The organism is Streptomyces sp. NPDC005863 (assembly GCF_042871345.1).
Taxonomy (GTDB): Bacteria; Actinomycetota; Actinomycetes; order Streptomycetales; family Streptomycetaceae; genus Streptomyces.
Map to the genome: position 1 here is coordinate 204,719 of NZ_JBIAII010000005.1, position 24,412 is coordinate 229,130.

Annotated in this window: 19 protein-coding genes; 16 read left to right on the forward strand and 3 right to left on the reverse strand. The window is 71.2% G+C overall.

What is annotated here, in order from left to right:
• Positions 1–54: 54 nt before the first annotated feature.
• Positions 55–1,116, reverse strand: coding sequence for a LacI family DNA-binding transcriptional regulator (locus ACFYO9_RS20025; protein WP_358775278.1), 1,062 nt, complete (start codon positions 1,114–1,116; stop codon positions 55–57).
• A gap of 94 nt (positions 1,117–1,210) precedes the next feature.
• On the opposite strand from ACFYO9_RS20025, the gene ACFYO9_RS20030 reads away from it, so the two are divergent.
• The 15 genes from ACFYO9_RS20030 (at position 1,211) to ACFYO9_RS20100 (ending at position 21,482) form a co-directional block, all read left to right on the forward strand.
• Positions 1,211–3,160, forward strand: coding sequence for an amidohydrolase (locus ACFYO9_RS20030; RefSeq protein ID WP_358775279.1), 1,950 nt, complete (start codon positions 1,211–1,213; stop codon positions 3,158–3,160).
• A 143-nt stretch (positions 3,161–3,303) separates the two neighbouring features.
• Positions 3,304–4,833, forward strand: coding sequence for a UDP-N-acetylglucosamine 1-carboxyvinyltransferase (locus tag ACFYO9_RS20035; RefSeq protein ID WP_355804936.1), 1,530 nt, complete (start codon positions 3,304–3,306; stop codon positions 4,831–4,833).
• Between the two features lie 234 nt (positions 4,834–5,067).
• A complete protein-coding gene (locus ACFYO9_RS20040; protein WP_358775281.1) occupies positions 5,068–8,205 on the forward strand; it encodes a BTAD domain-containing putative transcriptional regulator in 3,138 nt (1,045 codons plus the stop codon).
• A 239-nt stretch (positions 8,206–8,444) separates the two neighbouring features.
• Positions 8,445–8,690, forward strand: a complete 246-nt coding sequence (locus ACFYO9_RS20045; protein WP_355804909.1) for an acyl carrier protein — start codon at positions 8,445–8,447, stop codon at positions 8,688–8,690.
• Positions 8,687–9,391, forward strand: a complete 705-nt coding sequence (locus ACFYO9_RS20050; RefSeq protein ID WP_355804906.1) for an alpha/beta fold hydrolase — start codon at positions 8,687–8,689, stop codon at positions 9,389–9,391. The genes ACFYO9_RS20045 and ACFYO9_RS20050 overlap by 4 nt, the downstream gene beginning before the upstream one ends.
• On the forward strand, positions 9,384–10,640 hold the full coding sequence (locus tag ACFYO9_RS20055) for a cytochrome P450 (RefSeq protein ID WP_358775283.1): 1,257 nt from the start codon (positions 9,384–9,386) through the stop codon (positions 10,638–10,640). Before ACFYO9_RS20050 ends, ACFYO9_RS20055 begins: the two co-directional genes overlap by 8 nt.
• Positions 10,621–13,764: an AMP-binding protein gene (locus ACFYO9_RS20060; RefSeq protein WP_358775285.1), complete on the forward strand. Its 3,144-nt coding sequence runs from the start codon at positions 10,621–10,623 to the stop codon at positions 13,762–13,764. Before ACFYO9_RS20055 ends, ACFYO9_RS20060 begins: the two co-directional genes overlap by 20 nt.
• A 57-nt stretch (positions 13,765–13,821) precedes the next feature.
• Entirely contained in the window at positions 13,822–15,543 is a 1,722-nt protein-coding gene (locus ACFYO9_RS20065; protein ID WP_358775287.1) for a non-ribosomal peptide synthetase, read from the forward strand.
• Between the two features lie 51 nt (positions 15,544–15,594).
• The gene (locus ACFYO9_RS20070; protein WP_358775288.1) at positions 15,595–16,611 is read left to right on the forward strand and encodes a hypothetical protein; all 1,017 of its coding nucleotides are present in this window, start codon (positions 15,595–15,597) and stop codon (positions 16,609–16,611) included.
• A 6-nt stretch (positions 16,612–16,617) separates the two neighbouring features.
• Positions 16,618–17,592 (forward strand): ABC transporter ATP-binding protein, encoded by a 975-nt coding sequence (locus tag ACFYO9_RS20075; protein WP_358775290.1) that lies wholly within the window; start codon positions 16,618–16,620, stop codon positions 17,590–17,592.
• Positions 17,589–18,392, forward strand: coding sequence for an ABC transporter permease (locus ACFYO9_RS20080; protein ID WP_358775292.1), 804 nt, complete (start codon positions 17,589–17,591; stop codon positions 18,390–18,392). Before ACFYO9_RS20075 ends, ACFYO9_RS20080 begins: the two co-directional genes overlap by 4 nt.
• Positions 18,353–19,168, forward strand: a complete 816-nt coding sequence (locus ACFYO9_RS20085; RefSeq protein WP_358775294.1) for an ABC transporter permease — start codon at positions 18,353–18,355, stop codon at positions 19,166–19,168. The genes ACFYO9_RS20080 and ACFYO9_RS20085 overlap by 40 nt, the downstream gene beginning before the upstream one ends.
• Positions 19,169–19,377: 209 nt before the next feature.
• Positions 19,378–19,959 (forward strand): redoxin domain-containing protein, encoded by a 582-nt coding sequence (locus tag ACFYO9_RS20090; RefSeq protein ID WP_358775296.1) that lies wholly within the window; start codon positions 19,378–19,380, stop codon positions 19,957–19,959.
• Complete coding sequence (locus tag ACFYO9_RS20095; protein WP_358775298.1) at positions 19,956–20,522, forward strand: hypothetical protein; 567 nt, start codon at positions 19,956–19,958, stop codon at positions 20,520–20,522. The genes ACFYO9_RS20090 and ACFYO9_RS20095 overlap by 4 nt, the downstream gene beginning before the upstream one ends.
• A gap of 177 nt (positions 20,523–20,699) precedes the next feature.
• On the forward strand, positions 20,700–21,482 hold the full coding sequence (locus ACFYO9_RS20100) for an AfsR/SARP family transcriptional regulator (RefSeq protein WP_358775300.1): 783 nt from the start codon (positions 20,700–20,702) through the stop codon (positions 21,480–21,482).
• A 127-nt stretch (positions 21,483–21,609) separates the two neighbouring features.
• On the opposite strand, the gene ACFYO9_RS20105 is transcribed toward ACFYO9_RS20100, so the two are convergent.
• Together ACFYO9_RS20105 and ACFYO9_RS20110 are read right to left on the reverse strand one after the other, a co-directional pair.
• Positions 21,610–21,783 (reverse strand): hypothetical protein, encoded by a 174-nt coding sequence (locus ACFYO9_RS20105; RefSeq protein ID WP_358775302.1) that lies wholly within the window; start codon positions 21,781–21,783, stop codon positions 21,610–21,612.
• Between the two features lie 97 nt (positions 21,784–21,880).
• Positions 21,881–23,731: an ABC transporter ATP-binding protein gene (locus tag ACFYO9_RS20110; RefSeq protein WP_388666464.1), complete on the reverse strand. Its 1,851-nt coding sequence runs from the start codon at positions 23,729–23,731 to the stop codon at positions 21,881–21,883.
• Between the two features lie 186 nt (positions 23,732–23,917).
• On the opposite strand from ACFYO9_RS20110, the gene ACFYO9_RS20115 reads away from it, so the two are divergent.
• Positions 23,918–24,397, forward strand: coding sequence for a S26 family signal peptidase (locus ACFYO9_RS20115; RefSeq protein ID WP_358775306.1), 480 nt, complete (start codon positions 23,918–23,920; stop codon positions 24,395–24,397).
• Positions 24,398–24,412: the final 15 nt, after the last annotated feature.

The window sequence follows — 24,412 nt, forward strand, 5'->3', positions numbered from 1 at the left end:
GGATGACGCTGTGACGGGCACAGACACGCCCGGCAATGTAATGATCTTGAGGCGTCAGCGCTTCCGTCGGGCGGTGGGGCCAGGACGCGGGCCGCCCGTTCCGGGGGCGTGGGTCACCGTGGTTACCCACGGGACCGAGGACGCGCGGACCACGAGGCCGGCGGGTACGACCACCAGCCCCGGGGGCGGCGTGCCCGTGCCCTCGATCAGGTCGACGAGGGTCGCCACCGCGGCGCGGGCCGCCCGTTCCGGGGCGAGGGTCACCGTGGTCACCGGGGGGTCGGTCGTCGCGTAGGCCAGGTCCTCGCTCGCGCACACCAGGCGCAAGTCGTCCGGGACGCGCAGGCCGTGCCGGGCCGCCGCGGCCAGGAGCTGGCGGCCGCCGGGGTCGTACGCCGCGTAGACCGCGTCGGCGCGGTGCGCACCCGTCAGCAGCGGGTCGAAGGCGTGGCCCCGGTCGTCGGCGGGGGCGAAGGGCACGATCAGCGGGGCCGCGCCGCGCTCCGCGCACCACCGCACGTAGGCCGCCGTCACCGCGCGGGCGTAGTGCTCGTCGCCGTTGCCCGCCTGCAGCGCCGGGCGGCGCGCGCCGGCGGCGGCGAGGTGGTCGAGGACCGTGCGGGTGGTCGCCTCGTGGTCGTTGTCGACCCAGTGGTCGCCGGGGCGCGGGTCGCCGGGCAGGCCGTCGAAGACGAGCGGGATGCCGCGGGCGCGCAGGGCGCGGACCATCGGGTCGCCGGGCGGGCTGTCCACGATCAGCATGCCGTCGACGGCGAGACCGTGCCAGGAGTCGTCGGCGGCGCGGTCGGCGGGGAGCGTGGTGAGCGCGTAACCGCGTGCGTGGGCCGCCGAGGTGGCCGCGGTGACGGCACGGGAGAAGTAGGCGATCTCGGTGTAGTTCCAGGCGGCGGGGAACGTGGTGACGGCGATGCCGAGAGTGCGGCAGCGCGGCGGCCCCGGGGTGCCGTAGCCGAGCCGGGTCGCGGTGTCGCGGACCCGGCGGCGGGTGGCGTCGGCGATCCGGCCGGTGCCGTTGAGGGCGTGCGAGACGGTCGCCGTCGAAACCTCCGCGGCGCGGGCTATGTCGGCGAGAGTCGGCCCTGGCACGCGGCTCATCGTACGGAATCCGTGGCTCGCGGCGGGTTCTGGTTAACGGATTACTCGTCGAGGGTTCCCTCCACTCGCTTCCCCTACGCGTTGGAGTGTGGCCATGTCCCAGCCGTCCCAGCCGTCCCAGCCGTCCCAGCCGCCCGTCCCCCCGCTCTCCCGGCGCGGCCTGCTCACGGCGGCCGGTGCGGCGACCGCCGCGGGCGCCGTCGGGCTCGTCGCCGCCGCGGGGCCCGCCGCGGCCTCCGCACCCGCACCCGCCCCGGCGTCCACACGGCGCAGGTCCGCCGCCCTCGTCGTACACAACGCCCGTGTCTTCACCGGCACTTCGGGCCACGGAAGGCCCGATGCCGTGGCCGTGGGCCGCGACGGGCGGATCCTCGCCGTCGGCACGGACGCCGTGGTCAAGCGCTTCGCCGGGCGCGACACCGAGGTCGTCGACGCCCGGGGCGGCACCCTCATGAGCGGCGTCCACGACGGGCACGCCCACCCGATGGACGCCGCGAACCGCTCCCTGCGGCCCTCCCTCGCGAGCGCCGAGCAGACCGTCGAAGAGCTGCGCAAGACCCTGACCGGGTTCCTGGCGGACTCCGCGGAGCAGGAGCCGGACGGCTGGCTGGTGGTGGAGGACTGGAACCCGGTCGGGCTGCTCCCCCGCGGCACGGCCCCGCACCACTCCCTGCTGGACGCCCTGCCGACCCGGCGTCCCATCGCCCTGCGCGGCGGCGACGGCCACAACCTCTGGGCCAATCAGCGCGCCCTCGACATCGCGAAGATCACCGCGGCCACCCCCGACCCGGTCGGCGGCACGATCGTCAGGGGCGCGGACGGCGAGCCCACCGGCGTGCTCAAGGACGACGCCCAGCCGCTCGTCTCCCGGCACATCCCCGAGCCGGACGCGACCCGCCTCGCGGACGCCGCCGCGAAGATCTTCGCCGAGGCCGCCGCGTCCGGCATCACCACCTTCATGGAAGCCGTGGTGGGCCGCGACGAGCTGAAGGTCTATCAGCGGCTCGCCGAGTCCGGGCGGCTGCCCCAGCGCATCGTGCCCGCCCTGCGCATCGGGACCGAGCTGACGAAGGACCCGGCCGCGGCGCTCGCGTACGCGAAGGAGCTGCGGGCGGACTTCAAGGACGTACGCGGACTGCGCTTCGGCACGGTCAAGGTCTTCCTCGACGGGGTCATCGAGTATCCCGCCCAGACCGCCGCGCTCCTTGCGCCCTACCTGGACGAGGACGGCAGGCCGACCGGCCACCGCGGCGACCTGTACGTGTCGTCCGCCGACTACGGCCGGCTGAGCGCCGCCTTCAACGCCGAGGGCTGGCAGATGCACGCCCACGCCATCGGCGACCGCGCCGTGCGCACCTCCCTCGACGGATACGCGTACGCCCTGCGCAAGACCGGCCGCCGCGATCTGCGCAACACCACTGCCCACCTCCAACTGGTCGACCCCGCCGACCTCCCCCGCTTCGCCGCGCTCGGCGTCGTCGCCTGCATGCAGCTCCAGTGGGCCACCCGCAACATCTGGACGATGGACGCGCTGCGGCCCTACATCGGCGCGGCACGCCACCGATGGCTGTACCCGGCGCGCAGTCTGCGCGAGCGGGGCGCGGCGCTCGCGGGTGGCTCGGACTGGCCGGTCGACCCCCTGCAGGTCTGGAACCAGATCCGCACCGCGACCGACCGCGAGGGCATGGAGGGCGAGGGCGACCTCTACCGCGCCCAGGAAGGGATCAGCCGGACGTCCGCCCTGCTCATGCACACCTTGGGCACCGCGCGGCAACTGCGTTCCGACCACCTCACGGGCACCGTGGAGAGGGGGAAGGCGGCCGATCTCGTGCTCCTCGACCGCGATGTGACGCGGTGTCCGGTGGCCGATATCAGCTCTGTCGACGTGCGCATGACGCTGGTGGGAGGCACAGTGGTGCACGACGCGCAGTCGTCGGCAGGACGCGCGGCCGCCGCCCGGGTGACGCGGGCGGCGGCGGGGCCCCGGCCCACGTCGTACGCGTCGGTGCACGGCGGCCGGCACGCCTCGTGCGGGTGCGGCTGACCGCCCCGGGCGCCATGGCCGGGCAGGGGTGCGGCCGAACTGCCGGGCGCGGGACGGCCCGCGGAACACCCACCGGACGGCCGCTCCCCATCTGGCCCACCCTGGCGCGCTCTTCATCTCATATCTGAGATAGCCTGCGACGCATGGCAGACGACTACCTCGTACGCATCGGCAAGCTCATCCGTGACGCCCGGCAGCACCGGGGCTGGACACAGACGCAGCTCGCCGAGGCGCTCTCCACCAGCCAGAGCGCCGTGAACCGCATCGAGCGCGGCAACCAGAACATCAGCCTTGAGATGATCGCCCGGATCGGCGAGGCGCTCGACAGCGAGATCGTGTCGCTCGGCTATGCCGGGCCGATGCACCTGCGGGTGGTCGGCGGCCGCCGGCTCTCCGGCTCCATCGACGTCAAGACGAGCAAGAACGCGTGCGTGGCGCTGCTCTGTGCGTCCCTCCTCAACAAGGGCCGTACGGTGCTGCGCCGCGTCGCCCGCATCGAGGAGGTCTACCGCCTCCTGGAGGTCCTCAACTCCATCGGCGTACGCACCCGTTGGATCAACGACGGCGTCGACCTGGAGATCGTGCCGCCCGCCCGCCTGGAGATGGAGGCCATCGACGCGGAGGCCGCGCGCCGCACCCGCTCCATCATCATGTTCCTCGGCCCGCTGCTGCACCGCCTCGACCACTTCAAGCTGCCGTACGCGGGCGGCTGCGACCTGGGCACCCGTACGATCGAGCCACACATGATCGCGCTGCGCCGGTTCGGTCTGGAGATCGCGGCGACCGAGGGGCTGTATCACGCCGAGGTGTCGCGCGACGTCAGCCCCGACCGCCCCATCGTCCTCACCGAGCGCGGGGACACCGTCACCGAGAACGCGCTGCTCGCCGCGGCGCGCAGCGCGGGCACCACCGTCATCCGCAACGCCTCGTCGAACTACATGGTCCAGGACCTGTGCTTCTTCCTGGAGGCGCTCGGCGTCGAGGTCGAGGGCATCGGCACGACCACGCTGACCGTGCACGGCGTCCCCACCATCGACGTCGACGTGGACTACTCCCCCTCCGAGGACCCGGTCGAGGCAATGAGCCTGCTGGCCGCCGCGGTCGTCACGGAGTCCGAGCTGACGGTCCGCCGGGTGCCGATCGAGTTCCTGGAGATCGAGCTCGCTGTCCTGGAGGAGATGGGCCTGGACCACGACCGCACCGCGGAGTACCCCGCGGACAACGGCCGTACGCGCCTGATCGACCTCACCGTGCGGCCCTCCAAGCTGGAGGCGCCGATCGACAAGATCCACCCGATGCCGTTCCCCGGCCTGAACATCGACAACGTCCCCTTCTTCGCGGCCATCGCGGCGGCGGCGCAGGGCAAGACGCTGATCCACGACTGGGTCTACGACAACCGGGCGATCTACCTCACGGACCTCAACCGCCTCGGCGGCCGCCTCCAACTCCTCGACCCGCACCGGGTCCTGGTGGAGGGCCCCACCCGCTGGCGCGCCGCCGAGATGATGTGCCCGCCGGCACTGCGCCCCGCCGTGGTCGTCCTGCTCGCGATGATGGCGGCGGAGGGCACCTCGGTCCTGCGGAACGTGTACGTGATCAACCGCGGCTACGAGGACCTGGCGGAGCGCCTGAACTCGGTGGGCGCGCAGATCGAGACGTTCCGGGATATCTGATGTGCGCATGCCGCCGCCCCCGTCAGACCTGCCGCTCAGCGGGTCGGGATGGGGTGCGGCGGCGTCTCCGGGACTCCGAGACTTCGGGACTCCGGGGCCGGTGCGATCACGGCGTCCGAGCCGCCCCGGGGACGGCCCTTTCCGCACCGGGCCGAGCCCGTGTCAGGCCGGGCTGACCTGCACAGGTAGCCGGTCCGGGCCCGGGGTTACGGTTCACCCATGCATCATGCTTCGGTGAGAGCCCGTTTGCTGGGGCCCTTCGAATTGGCTGTCGGCGACCGACCGGTGCAGTTGACCGGACGCCAGCGCGGGCTGTCCGCCGCGCTGCTCCTGGATGCGAACCGTCCCGTATCCGTCGAGACTCTGGAGCGCAGGTTGTGGGGCGAGACCCCGCCCGCCACGTCGGCCGCCCGGTTGCGTGCGCTCGTCACGGAGGTCCGCCGCGCCCTCGGCCCCGACGCCCGTGCGGCCATCGAGACACGGCCGTCGGGGTATGTGTTCCGCATCGACCCTCATCACCTCGACATCATCGGGTTCGAGACCCACACCGCGGCCGGGATATCGGCGCTGGCGCACGAAGCCTGGAGCCTCGCCCTGCGGCGCTTCGACAGCGCGTTGGCCCTCTGGCGCGGTGCTCCTCTGCAGGATCTGCCGACCGTGCCCGAGAAACAGCGTCTGATCGCGCTGCGCGACACCTCCGTGGAAGCCCGCTGGGAAGCGGCCATCGAGTGCGGCCAGGCCGGCACCGCGGTGGCCGAGCTGACCCAACTCACGCGCGAACATCCGTTGCGCGAGCGCCCGCACGCCCTGCTCATGCGGGCCCTGCACCGCGAAGGCCGCACAGCGGAAGGCCTGGAGGTCTACCGAAAGCTGCGCAGCAGGCTTGTCGATGAGCTGGCCGTCGAGCCCTCGGCCGAGACAGCGGCGCTGCACGGTTCGCTCCTGTCCGGCCTCCCGTCTCCGGCCCGCGCGGCGGCGCCCGAGACGGCGGCTCCGAAGACGGCGACCGACAAAGCGGTCAGGGTGCCCCGCCAGCTCCCGCTGTCCACCCACCACTTCGGCGGCCGCGACACCGAGTTGGCACAGCTCGACGCCGCCTTGGACCGCTCCGAGAAGCTGATCGTGCTGGCCGGCGCCGCCGGCGCGGGCAAGACCGCCCTTGCCGTGTCCTGGGCGCACCGGGTCGCCGACCGTTTCCCGGACGGACAGCTCTTCCTGGATCTGCGCGGCTTCGACCGGGCGGGCCCCATGCCGGTCGAGGAGGCCCTGCCGATCATGTTGCAGGGGCTGGGGTGTCCGGCTCCCGAGATCCCGGTTTCCACCGACGGGCAGACCGCCCTGCTGCGGACGCTGCTGGCCGACAGGCGGGTGCTGATCGTGCTCGACGACGCGGCCGCCCCCAAGCAGGTGCGCCCGCTGTGTCCCGGTGTCTCCGAGTCGCTGGTCCTCGTCACGAGCCGGGATCGGCTCAGCGGGCTGACCGCGGGTGTGGGGGCGCATCGGATCACCTGCGAGATGCTCTCCCCCGATGACGCGTACGCCTATCTCGAACGCGTCGTCGGCACGGAGCGGGTGGCCTGCGAATCCGCCGCGGCCGGACAACTCGTCGAACTCTCGGGGCGGCTGCCGCTCGCACTGTGCATCGCCGCGTCCCGCATCGCCGAGCAGCCCGGCGGCTCCATCGCGCAGTACGTCAAGGAGTTGAGCGACCGTGGCCGGCTGACGCGGCTGCGGGTCGAGGGCGACAGTGACCTCGCGGTCCGGGCGGCCCTCGACCTCACCTACTCGAAGCTGCCGCCGGCCGCCCAGGTGGCCTTCCGCCGCCTCGGCGCGGTCGCGAGCACGGGCCGGTCGACCGCGGCCGCCGCCGCCGGGGCCGCCATGACGCGCGATGAGGCCGAGGACGCGCTGATGGCGGCGGCCAGGGTGCACCTGGTCCGGGAGGTCGGCGGCGGGCGCTTCGCCTGGCACGATCTGGTGCACGAGTTCGCGGCGGCCCATCTGCACGAGGACGACCCGCCGGGTGAAGCGCGGGCGGCGTCCCGCCGGGTGCTCGACCACTATCTGCACGGCTGCTTCCACGCGGTTCAAGCGTGCGGACTGCGCACGGCCCGTACGCCGTTGGGGCCCCCCGCGGACCACGCCGACCCGCCCGCCTTCGCCGACCGGGCCGACGCACTCGCGTGGTTCGATCAGGAGTGGGAGGACTTGGCCGCGGCCATCAGCCACGCCGCCAAGCACGGCCCCGCCCGTGCCGCGTGGCAGCTCGTGGCGACCCTGCACGATCTGCTGCAACGTCGTCGCTCGCTCGCCGAATGGATCCGGCTCGCGGAGCTCGCGGTGCAGGCCGCGGAGCGGGAAGACGATCTGTTGGGATGTGCGTCCATGCGGCTGGCCCTGGGAGCGGCCCGGTGGCGCGCGGCAGATCTGCCCGGGTCACTGGCCGAGTACGGTGCGGCCCGGCATCTGGCGCGCCAGGTGGAGTGGCCGTACGGGGAGGCCGTGGCACTGCAGGGCATCGGTGTCGGGACGAAGCAGCTCGGGCGACCTCGCGAGGCCCTGGTCTACTACCGGCAGGCGGTCGCGCTGTTCAAGGTCGTGGGACGCGTCTCGGACCAGGCCGCCGCGCTGAGCAACATCGGCTCCGCCTACCTGGTCCTCGGCGAACCGGAGAAAGCCGGTCAAGCGCTCGACGAGGCCCTTCCGTTGGCCTGCGGCACGCCCCACTTCCACGCCTTGGTGCTCGTCAACCGCGGCTTGGTGTGCCAGCGCATCGGCAGGCTCGACGAGGCCGAGTCCGTGCTCAGCGAGGCCCTCAAGACCGCGTCGGCCGCCGACTCGGACTATGCGCGGGCCATTTCGCTGGAGACGCTGGCCATGGTGCACGCCGATGCGGGGAGGTCCGCACAGGCAGCGGAGATGTTCACGCGGGCCCTGGAGATCGCCGATCAGGTGGAGAACGACAACTGCCGCACGGCGTGTCTCGTGGGCCTGGCGGCGGTGGACCGGGCCGACGGACGCCTGGAGGACTCGGCGGCTCATCTGGCGCGAGCGCGCCGCATCGTGGAGCGGACCGGGGAGACCATCGGCCGTACGACCGTGTCGTGGGGAACGGGGGAATGGCATCTCGCGAACCGGGATCCCGAAGCGGCCCTTCGCGAGGCGGCCAAGGCCGAGACGGTCGCGCTCAAGGGGGCGCAGTTCCTCCTGGCCCGTCTGCGTCTGTTGACGGCCCGCTCCCATCAGGCGCTCGGCGCTCTCGAGCAGGCCCGCGAGGCCGCCGAGGACGCGCGGCGTCTCGCCCGGGCGTCCGGCGAACGCCTCGTCCATGAGAGCGCCCTCCAAGTCATCGCCTCCATCGACGCGCCCTGACCTCCGGTGCCCCGTCGACGGGAACGCGCGGCGTCCGGCCGGTGGCGGACGCCCTCCTGCTGCCGGACCCTCTCGCTCCGCCGACTCTCCCGCACGGGCCTTTCTGAATTCTTTCCCGCGGATTTCCGGGAAATGCCCGTGACCTGTCCGCCGTCTCTCTCCGCCTTTCCCTCTCTTTCCGGCCCACTTCAAGTGGCGGATACTCGCTGTCGGAAACGCCACGACGGAAGGGGGCGTTCATGCCTGACCTCTCACCGACGCGGGCGGAGGCGATCGCCACCCGGGCATGGTGCGAAACCTTGGCGACCACCGATCCGGACCGGACGGAGAACTTCTTCGAGGCCGGTGGGAACTCAATTCTCCTCGCCGAGCTGCAACAGCAGCTCACGGTCGGATATGGCTTCCGGTTCGCCATGCAGGACATCTTCGACAACCCCACCATCGCCGGAATTGCCGAAAGAGCGATACGGCGGGGGTCCTCATGAAGCTCTACTGCCTTCCCTACGCGGGAAGTTCCGCGCGCATGTACAGCGGCTGGAGCGCCCGCCTCCCCGACTCGATCGAGCTGGTTCCGCTGGAGCTGCCCGGCCGGGGCACCCTGTGCACCCGCCCTCCGATCTCCGAGCTGGACGAACTGATGGACCATCTCGCCACGGCCGTCAAGGAGAGCGGGGCCGAGAGCGGGACCGACAGCTACGCGATCTTCGGCCACAGCTTCGGCGCCGTCCTCGGTTTCGAGCTGGCCAAAACGCTGCAGGCACGCGGGGCGCCCCCCGCCGCCGCCGTCATCGTCTCCGCCGGCCTACCGCCGCACCAGGTGCCGCAGGGCCCGCCGGTGCACACTCTTTCCGACGAGGAATTCAAGCGGCATCTCGGTGCTCTCCAGGGGACCCCGGCCGAACTGCTCGAGAACGACGAGCTGCTCGCGCTCTATTTGCCGTCGCTCAGGGCGGATTACAAGATCCTGGACACCTATCGGGCCGACCGCGAGGCGAAGATCTCCGCCCCCGTCCTCGCACTGACCGGAACGCTGGACGACAGTGTCGGGGCCGATGCCGTCCAGGAGTGGGCGCAGTACACCACCGGTGGCTTCCGATCGGTGCGCATAGCCGGGGACCACTTCTTCCTGGCGGCGGCGGAGGCCGAGGTCGTCCGGTCCGTGGCGGGAGTGCTGCGGCATGCGTGACGGCAGCGACCGGACATCCGGATGCCCGTACCAGGCACACTCGGAAGAGGCCGCACCCTCCCCCCGCACCCCCGACCCGTGCCGCGACTATCTGCTTCTCCGCGACGAGGAGCCGGTGCGCCGCGACGACGTCCTGGGCGTCTGGTTCGTGACGGGTCATCACGAGGTACGGCGCCTCCTGGGCCACCCGGCACTGTCATCGGCCTGGCAGCAGGGCGGCAGGACCCGGTTGCACGAGGAATCGGGGTCGGCGTCCTCCGCCTCGGGCGCACGGGCCGCCGAGCTGGTCCGGGGATGGTTCATGTTCCGTGACGGGCCCGGCCACGCGGACATGCGCAGGCTCGTCGCGCCGCTGTTCTCCGCACAACGCCTGGCGGAGTTGCGCCCGTACGTCATGGAACGGGTGGCGGAACTCGTGCCGGAGGGCAGGAGCACGCTCGACATCGTGACCGACGTCGCGGTCCCGCTCTCCAGCAGCATCATCTGCCGTCTCCTGGGGCTGCCCGCCGGTGTCGCTCCCCTGCTCAGCGGCTGGGCCGACGACCTGGCGGCGCTGCTCGTCGCGGACTACCGGCCCGACGTGGTCGAGCGGGGGCGCCGCGCCCTGGCCGAGATCGCCGCCGTGGTCGCCGAGGCCGGCTCCGCAGGGGACTTCCCCGAGGGATCGGGGCTGGACGTGCTGCACACGGCGCACCGCCGCGGAGCCATCGAGGCCGCCGACGTCCCCGACACGGCGGCCCTGCTCGTCTACGCCGGCTTCGAGACCACGTCGACGTTCATCGGCAAGGCGGTGCGTTCGCTGCTGCACGCCGACGCGTGGTCACGCCTCGGTGAGGTCGAACCGGACGCCCTGGTCACGGAGTTGCTCCGCTTCGACACGTCGGTCGGGCAGGTGGCACGACTGGCCCTGGCGGACGTCGAGGTCCCGGGCCGCACCATTGGCCGGGGCGACCTGGTGCTGCTCATGCTCGGGACCGCCGACCGCGATCCGCACGTGTTCGCCGACCCGGATCATCTGGCCTTCGGCCGGGCGGTGAAGCGCCACCTCGCCTTCGGTCACGGCGCCCACTACTGCCTGGGCGCGGGGCTGGCGCGGCTGGAGACGGGGGCCGTTCTCGGCCGGCTGCACGCCGTGTGGCGCAGCGCGGCCGTCGTCCGGCCACCGTCGGCACCGGCCCTCGACGCGGGTCATGGGCTCGCGCATCTGCACGTACGAGGTGAACCGCGTCATGCCGCAGCCGGCATCTGAGGTGTCCGGGCACCCGCACAGTCCCCTGATCCACGAGTCGGTGGCGCATCAGGCCCGCGTTCGACCGGACGCGGTGGCCATCGTCCAGGGGGACGAACGCGTCACGTACCGCGAACTGGCCGGCCTCACCGCCGCGTACGCCGCGGCACTGAGCGAGCACGGTGTGCGTCCGGGCCAGCACATCCCCGTCGTCATGGCGCGGAGTCCGCGCTACGTGGCGGCCGTACTCGCCGTGCTCACCTGTGGGGCCGCCTACGCCACCCTGGACGCGCGGTGGCCGCAAAGGCGGCTGCACGGGGCGGTGGAGCGCCTGCGGGCGCCGCTGGCCGTCGCCGACGTCCCGCTCGATCTCCCCGTTCCGGTCTGGACACCCGGACGCCGGGACCGGACCGACGCGCCCCGCGTCGCATGCCGTCCGGACGACGCCGCGACGGTCTTCTTCACCTCGGGCACCACGGGCGAGCCCAAAGGAGTGGTGACACCGCATCGCGCGACGACCCGGTTGTTCGGGCCCGGCACCTTCGCCGACTTCGGCCCCGGTCATGTGACGGCCGGCGGCGCGGCGCTGCACTGGGACGCCGCGTCGCTGGAGATCTGGGGCCCGCTCACCACCGGGGGCACCGTCGCCTTGGTGGAGGATCACTACCTCACGACGCCCGCTCTGGCACGCATGGTGCGCGACCAGGGCGTGGACACTCTCTGGCTGACGGCGTCGCTGTTCAACGCCTTCATCGACGAGTGCCTGCCCGTCTTCGGGGGCCTGCGCCACGTGCTGACCGGCGGCGAGCGGCTCTCGCCGCACCACGTGCGCCTCTTCCTGCGCGCCCACCCGACGGTGCGACTGACCAACGGATACGGCCCGGTCGAGTCGTGCGTGTTCGTCACGACGCACCGGGTGGGCCCCGCGGACTGCGAGCGCGGCAGCGGTGTCCCCATCGGCAGGGCCGTGCCCGGCACCCGCGTCCATGTGCTGGACGGAGCGCGGCCGTGCCGCCCCGGTGAGACGGGTGAGATCTGCGTCAGCGGGGAGGGGCTCGCCCTCGGGTACCTCGACGATGCGGAGAAGAGCGCCGCGCACTTCCCCGTCCGGCGTGTCGAGGGGCAGGACGTACGCCTCTACGCGACGGGCGACCTGGGCTTCACCACCGACGACGGGATCCTCCATTACGTGGGACGGGTCGACCGGCAGGTGAAAGTGCGCGGCCACCGGATCGAGCCCGCCGCCGTCGAAGAGGTCGCCCTGTCGCTGCCGTGGGTCGGCAGCGCTGTCGCCGTGCCGGTTCGGGGCGACGGCGGGGCGTACGACTCAGTCGTCCTGTTCTGTGCGGCCGCGCCCGCCGTGCGACCGCGCGAGGGGGTCGCGGAGGTCCGCACGCTGCTGGCCGGGACCTTGCCTCCGTACAGCGTGCCGGACCGGGTCGAACTGGTCGACGCCATCCCGCTGACGCCGCAGGGAAAAGCCGATTTCCGGGCCCTGTTGGCCGGCTCGGCGCACGGTCCGCACGCGGCGGAGGCCGGTGAGGCGTCGGCGTGCAGCCCCAACGACGGTGTTCCGTCGGGTGGTTGGGACTCACTCGCGTTGGCGGAGTTCCGCTCGCTGTTCGGTTCCGGCGCCCGTGCCACTTCCACACTCATCTCCCTCGGCGGCACGTCTTTGGACGCCATTCGACTGTGCTCGCGGCTGTCGAGCGGGCTCGAACGCCCGCTGTCCGTGGCGCAGTTCCTCCTCGACCCCACGCCGAACGGTCTCGCCCGGCTGCTGAGTGACGCGCACCGGCGGCCGCCGACACGCACGGCCGTATCTCCCTCGCCCCCCTTGTCCAGTGGCACCGGCGTGCCGTTGACCCCGCAGCAGGCCGCGTTCGTCCTTCAGCACGAGCTGGATCCCTCCGACTCGTCCACCGTCTGCCCGCTGCTGTGGCATGTGCGCGGCCCTCTCGACGTCCCGGCCCTGGAACGTGCGCTCAACGACGTCCAGCGCAGGCATGAGTCGCTGCGCACCGTCTACCGGCTGGCCCCTCACCCGGTGGCCGAAGTGGGCGATGGTGCAGTCGAGTTGCGGGTCGAATTTCCGGCTGGCACCGCCGGGCCGCAGTCCGCGGACGATGCCCGGTCCCTCGTGGAGGAGACGCTGCTCCGGCCGTTCGCCCTCGGCCGCGGGGAGATCTGGAGATGCGTCTACGCGCCCGTGAACGAGCGGGAGGGGTTCCTGGGCATCTCCGTTCACCATGTGGCCGTCGACGGCTGGTCCCAGGCATTGCTCCTGTCCGAGATCACCCGTGCCTACCGGGCGAGGGCGCGCGGCCGGAGCCCCCGCTTCCGGCACCCGGCCCCCACCCTCGGGGAGATCCACGACGAGTGTCTGCGTGCCGGGCGGCCCGGCGAGGACGGCGCGCAGACGGCGTACTGGCGCGCGCAGACGGCGTACTGGAAAGAGCTCCTGACCGGCATTCCCGATCTGTCCGCGGCCCGGCCGGGTCCGGGTGGGTGCGAGGCGGCCGAAGCAGTGGAGTTCGTGGTCGGCCCCGAGGTGACCGCTCGCATCCGCGCGGTGGCCGCCGCGGCGGGGAGCACGGACTTCGCCGCTCTGCTGGCCTGCTACGCGGAGGCCGTGGCGCGGAGCACGGGACAGCGGGACTTCGGCATCGGGGTGCCCGTGGTCCGGCGTCCGGGCCCGCTCTCCCTGCGTGCCCTCTCCTGCCTGATCGATGTCCTGTGCCTGCGCCTGCCGCTCGGGGACGCGGCCCGGCCGGCTTCCGCCTTGCTGCCCGCGGTGCGCCGTGCGGTGGAGGCGGCCTTCCACCATCAGGAGGCCTCGTTCTCCGACGTCGTACGCGCCGTGCGCCCACCGCAGACGGGCCGGAATCCGCTGTTCCAGACCATGTTCGCGTATCAGAACACCCCGCCCGCCCCGCTCCGTCTCGGGGGCTGCGCGGTCTCACCCCTCCGGGTCGCACCGAACGCGGCGATGCACGAACTGTCCTGTGAGGTCTGGCCGTTGGACGGCGCCCGGCTGCTGATCGACATCCGGCACAAGCCCGGACACGTCACCCGAGAGACGGCGAGGACGGTGGCCGAGCACTACCGGTCACTGCTCGTGGAGCTGGGCGATCGCCCCTGTTGAGTACGCGATCGAGCTCGTGGTCCAGCCCTTGTTCACCAGAGACTGAAGGGAAGAGCCGTGGAAACCACCGGCGCGCGCACCGTATTGGACCTGGTGCGGCAGAGAGCCGTGTCCCAGCCGGACCGCCCCGCGATCGAGTGCGGTCCGCGGACCCTCACCTACGGCGAGCTGTGGGAGGAGTCCCACCAACTGGCGGGCCGGATACAGGACACCCGCGAGTTCCGGACGGACCGCCCGGTCGGCACCCACTTCGAGCGGGGCATCACCGGTCTCGTGGCCCAACTGGCGATTTGGCGGGCCGGCGGCTTCTTCGTGCCGTTGGATCCGGCGCTGCCCGACCAACGCATCAGAAAGCTCCTGGAGCAGTCCGGCACCGAGGTCGTCCTCACCCAGCAGGGCCCGGAGCGTGCCGCTTTCGACGGCGTGCGGACCGTGGACGCCTCCGACGTGCAGGCGCACGCACCGCTGCGGCCGGAGAGCGGCGACACGGCCTACGTCCTCTTCACCTCGGGCTCCCAGGGCGAGCCGAAGGGGGTGGCCGTCCCGCACACCGGCCTCGGGCATCTGCTGACCTGGCACGGCCGGACCTATGGGACAGCGCCCGGAGTGCGGGTCGCCGCGTTCGCGGGTCTGGCTTTCGACGCCTATGTGTGGGAGACCTGGGCGGCCCTGGGGCATGGCGCCACCCTCTGCCTGCCCGACGGGCCGCCTCTGTACGGGGACATCGCAGCCGTGCACCGGTTCCTGGAGGAGCACCGGATCGAACAGTGCTTCCTCAGCACGCCCCTGGCGGAACAACTCCTCGCCATGGAACGGGCGCCCGATCCTCTCCGCAAGCTGTTCACCGGCGGGGACCGGCTGCGTGTCCGCCCGCCGGCGGACTACCCGGCAGCCGTGCACAACCACTACGGCCCGACGGAGGCCACGGTCGTGACCACCGCGAGCGAGGACCTGCGCACGCAGAAGGGCGCGCGCCTGCCCTCGATCGGCAGGCCCCTGCCCGGCGTGACCGTACAGCTCGTCGACCAGCAGGGGGCCGTGATCACCGGTGCGGGGCAAGAGGGGGAGCTCCTGATCGGGGGCGTCCAGCTCGCCGACGGCTACTGGCTCGACGCCGACCTGACCCGGGAGCGGTTCCGCGTCCACGCCGACGGACTGCGCCGGTACGCGACGGGCGACATCTGCCGCTGGAACGACGAAGGCGACCTGGAGTTCGTCGGCCGCTCCGACGAACAGGTCAGCATCCGCGGCCATCGCGTCGAACCGGCCGAGACGGAACAGACGCTGCTGAGCGTGCCGGGTGTCACCCACGCCGTCTGTCTGCCGGTCGAGGACGTCACCGGCACCACCCTGTACGCCTTCTGCACCGGCACGGCGACCGAGGACGAGGTGCGCACCGCGGCACGGGCCCAACTGCCCGGCCACCTGGTGCCGACCAAGATCCATCGGATCGCCGCGCTCCCCCTGACACCGCACGGCAAGACCGACCGCGGGGCGCTCCTGGAACTGGCGGCGGCAGGGCGGGCCGCCCCGGCGCCGGAAGGCGTGCCGCTCGGCGCGGCGGAGCAGGAAATAGCCGGGGTCTGGGCGGAGTTGACCGGCACCTCCCCCGGCCCCGACGACGACTTCTTCGGCATCGGCGGGCACTCCATCCTGGCCGCCAGGATGGTCGGCGAGATTCGTTCCCGGTTCCGGATCGACATCGGCCTGGCCGAGGTGTTCGCCCACCCGCGCCTGTCCGACTTCACGCGGCGGGTCACCGCCGCCCGGGAGCGCTGAGCGCCGGTGAGGGACAAGGCGTCCACATCCGCTCGGCAGCCGGTGACCTGGGTGGACGAAGGGGAGTACTGGCTGATCGACGCCCCCGAGGCGAGCCGTCGCGCACTGATCGACGATGTCTTCGGCTCCGCGACGCTGGGGCCCTCGTTCAGCATGTTCGTCAGTGAGCGGACGAAGCAGGAGTGCGGCTTCCTGCTCGACATACTGCGCCGGTGGTTCGTCGACCACGACCCTCCCGAGCACACGGCCGAGCGACGCGCATGTCGGCCTCGGTTCACCCGCGCGGTGCTCGCAGGGCTGGAACCCGGCATCAGGAGCGCGGTCGGTGACCTGCTCGACCGCCTCCCGTCGAGCGTCGAGGCCATGCGGGACGTCGCCCACCCCGTTGCCGCGACCGTGATCGGGCAGGCCCTCGGTCTTCAGGACGCGGCGCCGGACGACCTGCGCCGGTGGTCCGTGGACATCGCCCGGTTCGTCGGCGCGGTGTACCGGCCGGACCACGCGACGGCGGCCCAGCGGTCCGTGCGGGAGATGGCGGAGTTCGTCGAAGCCGCACTGCGGGCGCATCCGGCTCGTGGTCCGGGACACGACTTCGAACAGTCACTGCGCGAGGACGTCGCCGCGCACACCATGATGCTGTTCGGCGGTCTTGAGACCTCCGCGCGTCTGCTGGGCAGCCTCATGCACGCCGTGGTCACGTCCGACGCCCCGCAGGACGACGCCCTCCTCATCGAGGCCACCCTGCGCAGGTCTCCGCCCATCAACTTCGTGGCGCGCATGGCCAAGCACGACACGGAGTTCTTCGGTGCGCGGATACGGGCCCATCAGCTGCTCCTGATCTCGCTGCGCAGCGCGGACTCCCCCGCGGCGCCGGTGCTCGCCTTCGGTGCGGGGCGCCACCTCTGCCTCGGGGCGGGCCTGGCCCACCTGGAAGCAAGAGTCTTCCTGGAGGAGTTCAGGGCGCGCTGCCCGAAGGCCGCGCTCACGGGCACCGGCAACCCGGCCGAGGTCAGCACCAACTCCCTGTACGGCGGATTCGAAACACTCCCCCTGACGCTCAGACCGTGAGGAACCATGGCAGACCATCGGGCAGCTCCGTACGCCATCGAGACGGAAGCACTCACCCGCGTCTACGGCCGCGACCGGCACAGAGCCGTGGACGGGCTCACCCTGCGGATCGGGCACGGGGAGATGTTCGGACTGCTCGGGCCCAACGGCGCGGGCAAGACCAGCACCGTCAAGATGCTGATGACGGTGCTGCTGCCGACGTCCGGCAGCGCACGCGTGATGGGCGAGGACGTGGTGGCACGCGCGCAGAGCGTACGCCGCCGCGTCGGGGTGATCCTGGGCGGCGACGCGGGGTTGTACGCCCGTCTGTCGGCGCGGGACAACCTGGCCCTCTTCGCCGACCTGTACGGGATACCCCACCGCGTACAACGTCGGCGGATCCCCGAACTCCTCGACACGGTCGGCCTCGCCGGGAAAGAGCGCAAGCGGGTGGAGACGTTCTCCCGCGGCATGAAGCAGCGCCTGCACATCGCCCGCGGGCTGCTGCACGATCCGGATGTCGTGATCCTCGACGAGCCGAGCAACGGCATCGATCCGGTCGGTGCGCGCCAGCTGCGCGACCTCGTGCGTGAGCAGGTCAGGACCGGTCGCACGGTGTTGCTGACCACGCATTACATGTTCGAGGCCGACGAGCTGTGCGACCGGGTCGCCGTGCTGAAGGACGGCGTGAAGATCGCGGAGGGCACCCCGGAATCGCTGAAGAAGCAGACCGAGGAGCAGAGCGTGTTGTCCCTGCGGGTGGTGGGCCTTCAGGACACGCACACGGAACGTCTGCGGCGGCTGGCCGCGGTGGAGTCCCTGAGCGTGTCCGAACAGGACGGCAGCCATGGCCTCGAGGTGTACTGCACGCGGGTTTCGGACCACGTCGACGCGGTTCTGGCCGAGCTGCACGGCCTGTCGATCCTGCAGTTCTCACAGCGGGAGCCGACCCTGGAGGACGCCTACATCTCCCTCGTCGGGCGACGGGAGGGACCACGGTGAGGGCGGCAGAGACCGCCGGTTCGGTGCGCCAAGCCGGCTTCCGGCTGCTGCGCGCCTGGTGGTTCGAGGTGCGGCAGCTGACCGGTTCGCGCATCTACCTGTTCACGGTGATCGTGCTGCCGTTGATCTTCGCGTCGATCGCGCACTTCATGTTCCATGGTTCCCCGCGCGGCCAGGGTCCGTTGGTCATCGCGCTCAGCGCGGGTCTGATGGGCATGTGGTCGGCGACGGTCACCGGTTCGGGCAGTTCGATCAACCGGCTCCGGCACATGCAAGTCCTGGAACTCCTGGTGGCGAGCCCGGCGGCGAGCTTCCTCACCGTACTGCCGTTCTCCCTGGCGACGGCGTCCCTCGGTCTCTACTCGCTGGTCGCGACGCTCCTGTGCAGCGCGCTGTTCTTCGGCATGCAGCCGCACATCGCCTCGCCGGCCGAATTCCTGATCGCCCTGCCCGTGACCACCCTCTCGCTGGGGCTGCTCGGTTTCCTGCTCGCCTCTCTGTTCGTCCTGTACCCGGCGGCCCAGTCGCTCGCCAACCTGCTGGAGTACCCGGTCTGGATGCTCAGCGGAATCCTGGTCCCCGTCACCGCCTTGCCGGAACCTCTGCGGTACGTCTCCTACGCCCTCGCCCCCACCTGGGGCGTCAAGGCGCTGACCGGCGCTGCCACCGGCGCGTCCGGCGTGCTGCCCGGCGCGGCGTTGTGCCTGGCCCTCGCCTTGCTGTACGGCGTCCTCACCTACTTCCTCATGAGGAGGTTCGAATGGCTGGCACGATCCGCAGGAACGCTCTCGCTGCGATGAATCTACGGCTCCTCCTCGTCGCGGGCTGGCGGTCCCACCTGGCCCTGTTCAGCTGGATGCGGCCCTCGGCCTTCCTGCCCACCGTCGTCGGGGTCCCCCTGGTCCAGCTCCTCTGGTTCGTCCACCTGGGCCACTACGCCGGTGTGCACCCCACCTCGTACTACGCCGTGGGCAACGCGGTGCAGTCCTGTGCGATCGCGGGCCTGTTCGCGCCTGCCATGTCGATCCAGGGCGAGCGTCTGAACGGGACGTTGAGCGCGGTCCTCGCGACCCCGGCGAACCGGACGATCATGTTCGTCGGCCGGGTCCTCCCCGCCATCGGCATCGGGTTTCTGACGAGCCTGCTGATGCTGGGGGTGGGCATGCTCTTCACGGATGTCGAGGTCACGGCGGCGCAGGCTCCTGCGCTGTTGCTCGTCATGCTGGTGTCGGCGACCTCATGCGGCGCGTTCGGCCTGCTCATCGGGGCGGTGGGGCTGCTGTCCAAGGAAGCCATGCTGATGGCGAACTTCGCGTCCTATCTGATGCTGCTCGTCTGCGGTGTCAACATCTCGCTGGACGCGCTGCCAGGCTGGCTCGCGGCCATCGGTCACGTGATGCCGATGAGCGACGGCATCGAGGCAGCACGAGCCGTGATCTCGGACAGCGGCGCCAACCTGCCGCGCGCCGTCCTGAGGGAGCTGGCCAAGACCCTCGTCTTCTCCTGTGCGGCGGCACTGACCCTGCGCGCCTGCGAGATCACCTTCCGCAAGTCGGCTTCCGGCGACGGCATCTGAGGGCGGGTCCGCCCCGGGCGTAAGGCATGGAAATACCGCGGAAAGGTCCGGGACATGCGCCGTCCCCATGATGAGTTCCGGGCTCCATGAGCCACCCGGAAGCGAAAAAGGGAGTCTCGATGATCAAACACGCGATCGGCCGGCTGAGCCGGCCTGCCCTGCCCAACCGCGGCGACCACCGCCGCATCCACGGGTGAGAGGGGCACGACGTGCTTGTTTCCATCGCCCTGACAGCGATCGTCGTCTCCTGTCTGAGCGTCGCCCTCACGATGAGCGTGGCGCTGCGCGTGAAGAAGACCCTGGATCCCCTCATCGAGGAGGGGATGTTCCAGCCGGGCGCCGCACCCGAAGCGCCCCCGACCGTACCGACGGGCACGCCGCTGCCGGCCGTCGGGGAAATGCTGGACTCCGAAGGGCGGCCCGTCACCCTGCCCACCGCGCAGGACGGTCCCTGGATCCTCACCTTCCAATCGGTCACCTGCAGCGGGTGCGAGGCCCAACTGCCTGCGTACCGCCAGTACTTGCAGCAGAGCGGGCTGCCTCGCGAGCGCGTGATCTCGGTCATCTCCGGCGCCCGTGCGGAACTCGGCCCGTATGCGGCCGCCCTTGGCGATCTGGCCACGATCGTGCACGACGACGAGGCGAAGTCGCTCGCCGATCGCCTCGGTGTGCGGATCTGGCCCACGTACCTGGTCGTCTCCCCGGACGGCACCGTCGGCCACTCCACCGAGTCCGTCGGCTCGCTTCCCGAACTCGCCCTGTCCACCCGGCTCGACGAGGTGGTGTCTTGATCGCGTTCGCCCTGGTGGCCCTTCTCCTGTCGTGCTGCGGCTGTGCGGTGGCGGTGGCGCTCACGCTCCGGGTGCGGCAGGTGCTGGCGGGCGCCGAGGTCCGTGCGCCGCGCGGTACGGACGTGCAGGCGGGCGCGACCGTACCCGACGACCTCGATCTGATGGACCTCGACGGCGCCCCGTGGCGTGCCCCGACGGGCGGCGGCGAACCGTGGCTGCTGACGTTCATGTCGCTGGACTGCGGCGGCTGCAAGGAACAGCTTCCGCGGTATGTGCGGTATCTGCGGCGGAACGCCATTCCGCCCGAGCGAGCCGTATCGGTGGTCATCGCTGACGAGGTGACCCGCGGTTCGGTACCCGCGGAGCTGCTGCGGTTCACCCGGGTCCTTCCGGCCTCGGCCACCTCCCCGCTCGTCGCGCGGCTGAAGGTCTCGTCCTGGCCCACCTACCTTGTCGTCGGCGGGGACGGGACGGTCTCGTACGCGACACAGAGCGTGTCCCGGCTGATGGCGATCGATCCACGCCGTCCGGCACCCTCCGCGCCGGAGCCCGCCCCGGCCTGAGCCACGCTTTCCCCATCCAGCCGGACTCCGTATGCCTGCCCCCTCCTGTCGAGGGGGTGGGCATTTTCTTGTGCGTGCTACGCCGGCGCCGCCCATGCACGTTCCATGCAGCCGCCATGCACACCACGAACAACAATGAGGCCGTTCCCACTCCCCATGGAAATGGCGGGTCACACCATGAGAATTCAATTGCTGGGCTGTGTGGAAGTGCGCACGAGCAAAGGGGAGCCCGTCGACATACCCGAAGGGGCCCGTCGATTGCTCACATCCCTGGCATGGAACCCGAACGATCTGGTGTCGGACGACACGATGGTCGACCGCATATGGGATTCCGCCTGGCCCCAGCACCCCCGGCAGACGCTGTACACACACGCCGCACGGCTCAGGAAGGCCCTTCGGGAGGCCGCGGACGGCGGTGCGCCCATCGAGGTGAACAGACGACGCGGCGGTTATCTGCTGTCCTGCGACGACGACGCCATCGACCTGTTCCGTTTCCGCGAGACCGTCCAGCGCGCGAAGCACCACGCGCGCGCCGGTGAACCGGCCGAGGCCCTGCGGCTCTTCGACGAGGCCTTGTCCCTGTGGCGCGGGACGCCCATGAACGGGCACAGTTCCAGCTGGGCGGATTCCGTGCGCACCGCACTCGGACACGAGTACCGTGCGGCCATCGTGAGCCTGGTCAACGTGAACCTGACCAGCGGCAGTTGCGACGAACACCTGCCCGTCCTGCACCGGTTCTCGGCGGACCACCCGCTGGACGAGAGGATCGCCGGGCTGCTGATGATCACGCTGTACCGGAGCGGGCGGCAGAACGAGGCCCTCGACTGCTTCCGGGCGATACGCCGGCAGATGATCGCCAGGCTGGGGGACGAGCCGGGCCAGGAACTGCGCACCCTGCACGCGCAAATACTGAAGCGCGACTCGTCGCTGCGCTCCGGGGACTTCGTTCCGGTCCCATGATGCCCACCGGACGGCAGGAGGGGCCCGCATCCCGGATGCGGGCCCCTTTTCTCGCCGGCCGTGACCGGTCGCGTACCGGCCGAAGGGCCGGTCCGTGGGAACGGACCGGCCCTTCGACTCGGCTCGATCAGTAGCAGTAGTACGAGCAGTTCGGGCGGTAGCAGCACGTCACCTGGTAGGCCTGGCCACCGGAAGTCTTCCAGACCTTGTCGCAGCCCGGGGCGCAGCCGGCCGCGGCCGTGGTGCTCGGCAGAACGCGGTCCATCAGCTTCGTCCACGCCTTGCGGGTAACCTGAGACATTTTTTCTCCTTCTCCCCGGCCTTCGCCGGGATTTCTTGATGTGTTTCACCATGGCTCCGGAGAATTCGCGGGGCCAAGACTGTGGGTGGGGCGAACTTCAAGCCGAGACTTGGTAGTTCGCCGCCTGTGTCGTGAAGAGCCGGGCGTAGACACCGGTCGCCGACATGAGTTCGTCGTGGGTGCCGCTCTCGGTGATGCGCCCGCTCTCCAGAACCGCGATGTGGTCGGCTTCCCGGACCGCACCGAGCCGGTGCGAGATCAGCAGGCTCGTACGTCCCTTGCGGTACATGGCCAAGGTCTGATGGATCTCGTGCTCGGCCTCGGGGTCGAGGCCGGAGGAGGGTTCGTCGAGAATCAGGAAGTCCCGGTCGTCCCGCAGCAGGGCCCGCGCCAGGGCCAGACGCTGCCACTGCCCGCCGGAGACCACGACACCGGTCTCGTCGTCGTCCTTGTCGCTCTCGCTGAAGAACATGCGGGACAGGAGCGTGTCGTACCCCCGGGGCAGGGAGTCCAGCTTCTCGTGCACTCCGGCGCGGATCGCCGCGTGCCGGACCTTCGGGAAATTCTCCATGGCGGACAGATCCCCCAGGCCGATGTTCTCCTGCGCCGTGAGGTCGTACTCCATGTAGTCCTGAAATACGGCTCCCATGCGCTCGCGGAGCTCCGCCGGGTCCATGGTGCGGATGTCGACTCCGTCCCAGAGGATCTGGCCGCGGGTCGGATCGTAGAAGCGGCACAGCAGTTTGATGAGCGTGCTCTTGCCCGCACCGTTCAGTCCGACCAGTGCTGTCGCGCGGCCCGCGACGATCTCGAGACTGGCGCCGCGCAGCACCCAGTCCTTGTCCTCCCCGTACCGGAACCACACGTCGCGCAGTTCGATGGACCCCGTCAGCGGTGCCACCTCGTGCGGTTCCGCGGCGATCGGAAGATCACCGTCGGCCTCCAGGACGTACAGGAGGTGCTGGAACATCAGCATGACCTCGTGCGTGGACGCCGCCCGGACCGCGAACTCCGCCAACGCACCCTGGATCGCGGCGACCGCGGCGACGAGCATCGTCACGTCGCCGACGGAGACCCTGCCCCGGTGCGCCTCCCAGACCGCCCAGATCAGTCCGGCGCCCGAGACGACCGCGGCGACCAGGCCGAGGGCCGCCTGTATGCGCAGCGTCCTGACATCCAGCTTGTCGCGGGCCGCGTTGATCGTCCCGCGGTCGGCGAGCATGCGCTGACGGAAGTACCCCCCGAGGCCGAAGAGCCGGATCTCCTTCGCCGCCTCGACGCTGGACAACAACTGGTCGAAGAAGAATTCCCGCCGTTCGCTCGGGCTCAGGTTCCAGGCCAGTCCGACGCGCGACCTGGCGATCGACAGCTCCGCGGCCAGCACCGGGACTCCGAACAGCAGCACGAACAGGGTGAGGACCGGGGCCACCGCAAGGAGCGAGCCCATGAACCCGAGGATCGTCAGGACCGCCCGCGCCATCCCCAGAGCGCTCTCGAGCAGTTGGACGGCGCCGCCACTGCCGGCCTGCTTGGCCAGCCGGAGCCGGTCGAGGAAGGCAGGACTCTCGAAGCGGGCCAGGCCGGCCATTCGTTCCATCGCCGCGAAGACATCCGTCTGTGCCTTCAGCGCGACGGCCCGGCCGAGCCGGGCACCGGCGAAACTGCTCAGGTGCGGCAGCACCCCCATCAGCACTCCCGTCGCCACCACTCCGGACGCGGGCAGGACGACGGCGGAGAACGGGGCCCCGGAGATCAGGCGGTCCAGCAACCCCTTCGTGCACCAGGCCACGAGGACCGGGACGACTCCGGCGGCCAGAGCCCCCGCCACGTACAGTGCCGTCAGCCACGGCGCCGTACCGAACACCAGGGCCAGCGCCCGCCGCACGGTCACGATCGTGCCGCCCGAGCCCTTCGGCCCCTCCGCTCCCTGTTCTCGCAAGGGGTCCACCTCCTCTCGCCGCTGTCGATGAGGACGACTGTGGTGGGCCGACATCTCGCCGTTCGGTCCCGGATCTTTCTGGCGGATCCGGCGGCAGAGCGGTGACAGATCGCCGAAAGGCCGACGACCGCGCGCGGGGACACACTGCGTGAGGGCGGCCGACCGGGCCCCTCCACCAGCGGCAAAGGGCAGACCATGCTGAAGGATCTCGATGATGCGACCGTCACGGTCGCGCTCTCGGTCTCCGCGGCCGTCGTCGGCACGGCGGCTCTCCTGTGGGGGCTCCGCCGGTCCTTCGTGGTCGTCACCGTGACCGGGCTGAGCATGCGCCCTGCCTACGAACCCGGCGACCGGGTCATCGTGCGGCGCGGCCGGGTTCCGGCCAAGGGCGGCGAAGTGGTCGTCGAGATGCCGTCGATCGAGGACCGGGCCTGGCCGTCCCCGGCGGCGGGCCTCGGGGCGCCGGGTGTCGACGTCGCACGCCGGCGCTGGCTGATCAAGCGGGTCGTCGGCACGCCGGGGGACATCTGGTCGCCGCCTTCCGGAGAGCCGGTGGAGGTGCCCCCGGGGCACCTCTTCCTCCTGGGCGACAACGCCCGACTGAGCTTCGACTCCCGGCAGATGGGCCCCTTCGAGGCCGACCGTGTGCTCGGTTCCGTCTGTCATCGACTCTAGAAACCGTCATCGACT

Excerpts from the sequence above, each read along its gene's own strand:
- ACFYO9_RS20085 (WP_358775294.1), top strand. The coding sequence starts at position 18,353 with ATGGCTGGCACGATCCGCAGGAACGCTCTCGCTGCGATGAATCTACGG.
- ACFYO9_RS20035 (WP_355804936.1), top strand. The coding sequence starts at position 3,304 with ATGGCAGACGACTACCTCGTACGCATCGGCAAGCTCATCCGTGACGCC.
- ACFYO9_RS20115 (WP_358775306.1), top strand. The coding sequence starts at position 23,918 with ATGCTGAAGGATCTCGATGATGCGACCGTCACGGTCGCGCTCTCGGTC.
- ACFYO9_RS20045 (WP_355804909.1), top strand. The coding sequence starts at position 8,445 with ATGCCTGACCTCTCACCGACGCGGGCGGAGGCGATCGCCACCCGGGCA.
- ACFYO9_RS20105 (WP_358775302.1), bottom strand. The coding sequence starts at position 21,783 with ATGTCTCAGGTTACCCGCAAGGCGTGGACGAAGCTGATGGACCGCGTT.
- ACFYO9_RS20100 (WP_358775300.1), top strand. The coding sequence starts at position 20,700 with ATGAGAATTCAATTGCTGGGCTGTGTGGAAGTGCGCACGAGCAAAGGG.
- ACFYO9_RS20025 (WP_358775278.1), bottom strand. The coding sequence starts at position 1,116 with ATGAGCCGCGTGCCAGGGCCGACTCTCGCCGACATAGCCCGCGCCGCG.
- ACFYO9_RS20050 (WP_355804906.1), top strand. The coding sequence starts at position 8,687 with ATGAAGCTCTACTGCCTTCCCTACGCGGGAAGTTCCGCGCGCATGTAC.
- ACFYO9_RS20055 (WP_358775283.1), top strand. The coding sequence starts at position 9,384 with ATGCGTGACGGCAGCGACCGGACATCCGGATGCCCGTACCAGGCACAC.
- ACFYO9_RS20060 (WP_358775285.1), top strand. The coding sequence starts at position 10,621 with ATGCCGCAGCCGGCATCTGAGGTGTCCGGGCACCCGCACAGTCCCCTG.
- ACFYO9_RS20075 (WP_358775290.1), top strand. The coding sequence starts at position 16,618 with ATGGCAGACCATCGGGCAGCTCCGTACGCCATCGAGACGGAAGCACTC.
- ACFYO9_RS20030 (WP_358775279.1), top strand. The coding sequence starts at position 1,211 with ATGTCCCAGCCGTCCCAGCCGTCCCAGCCGTCCCAGCCGCCCGTCCCC.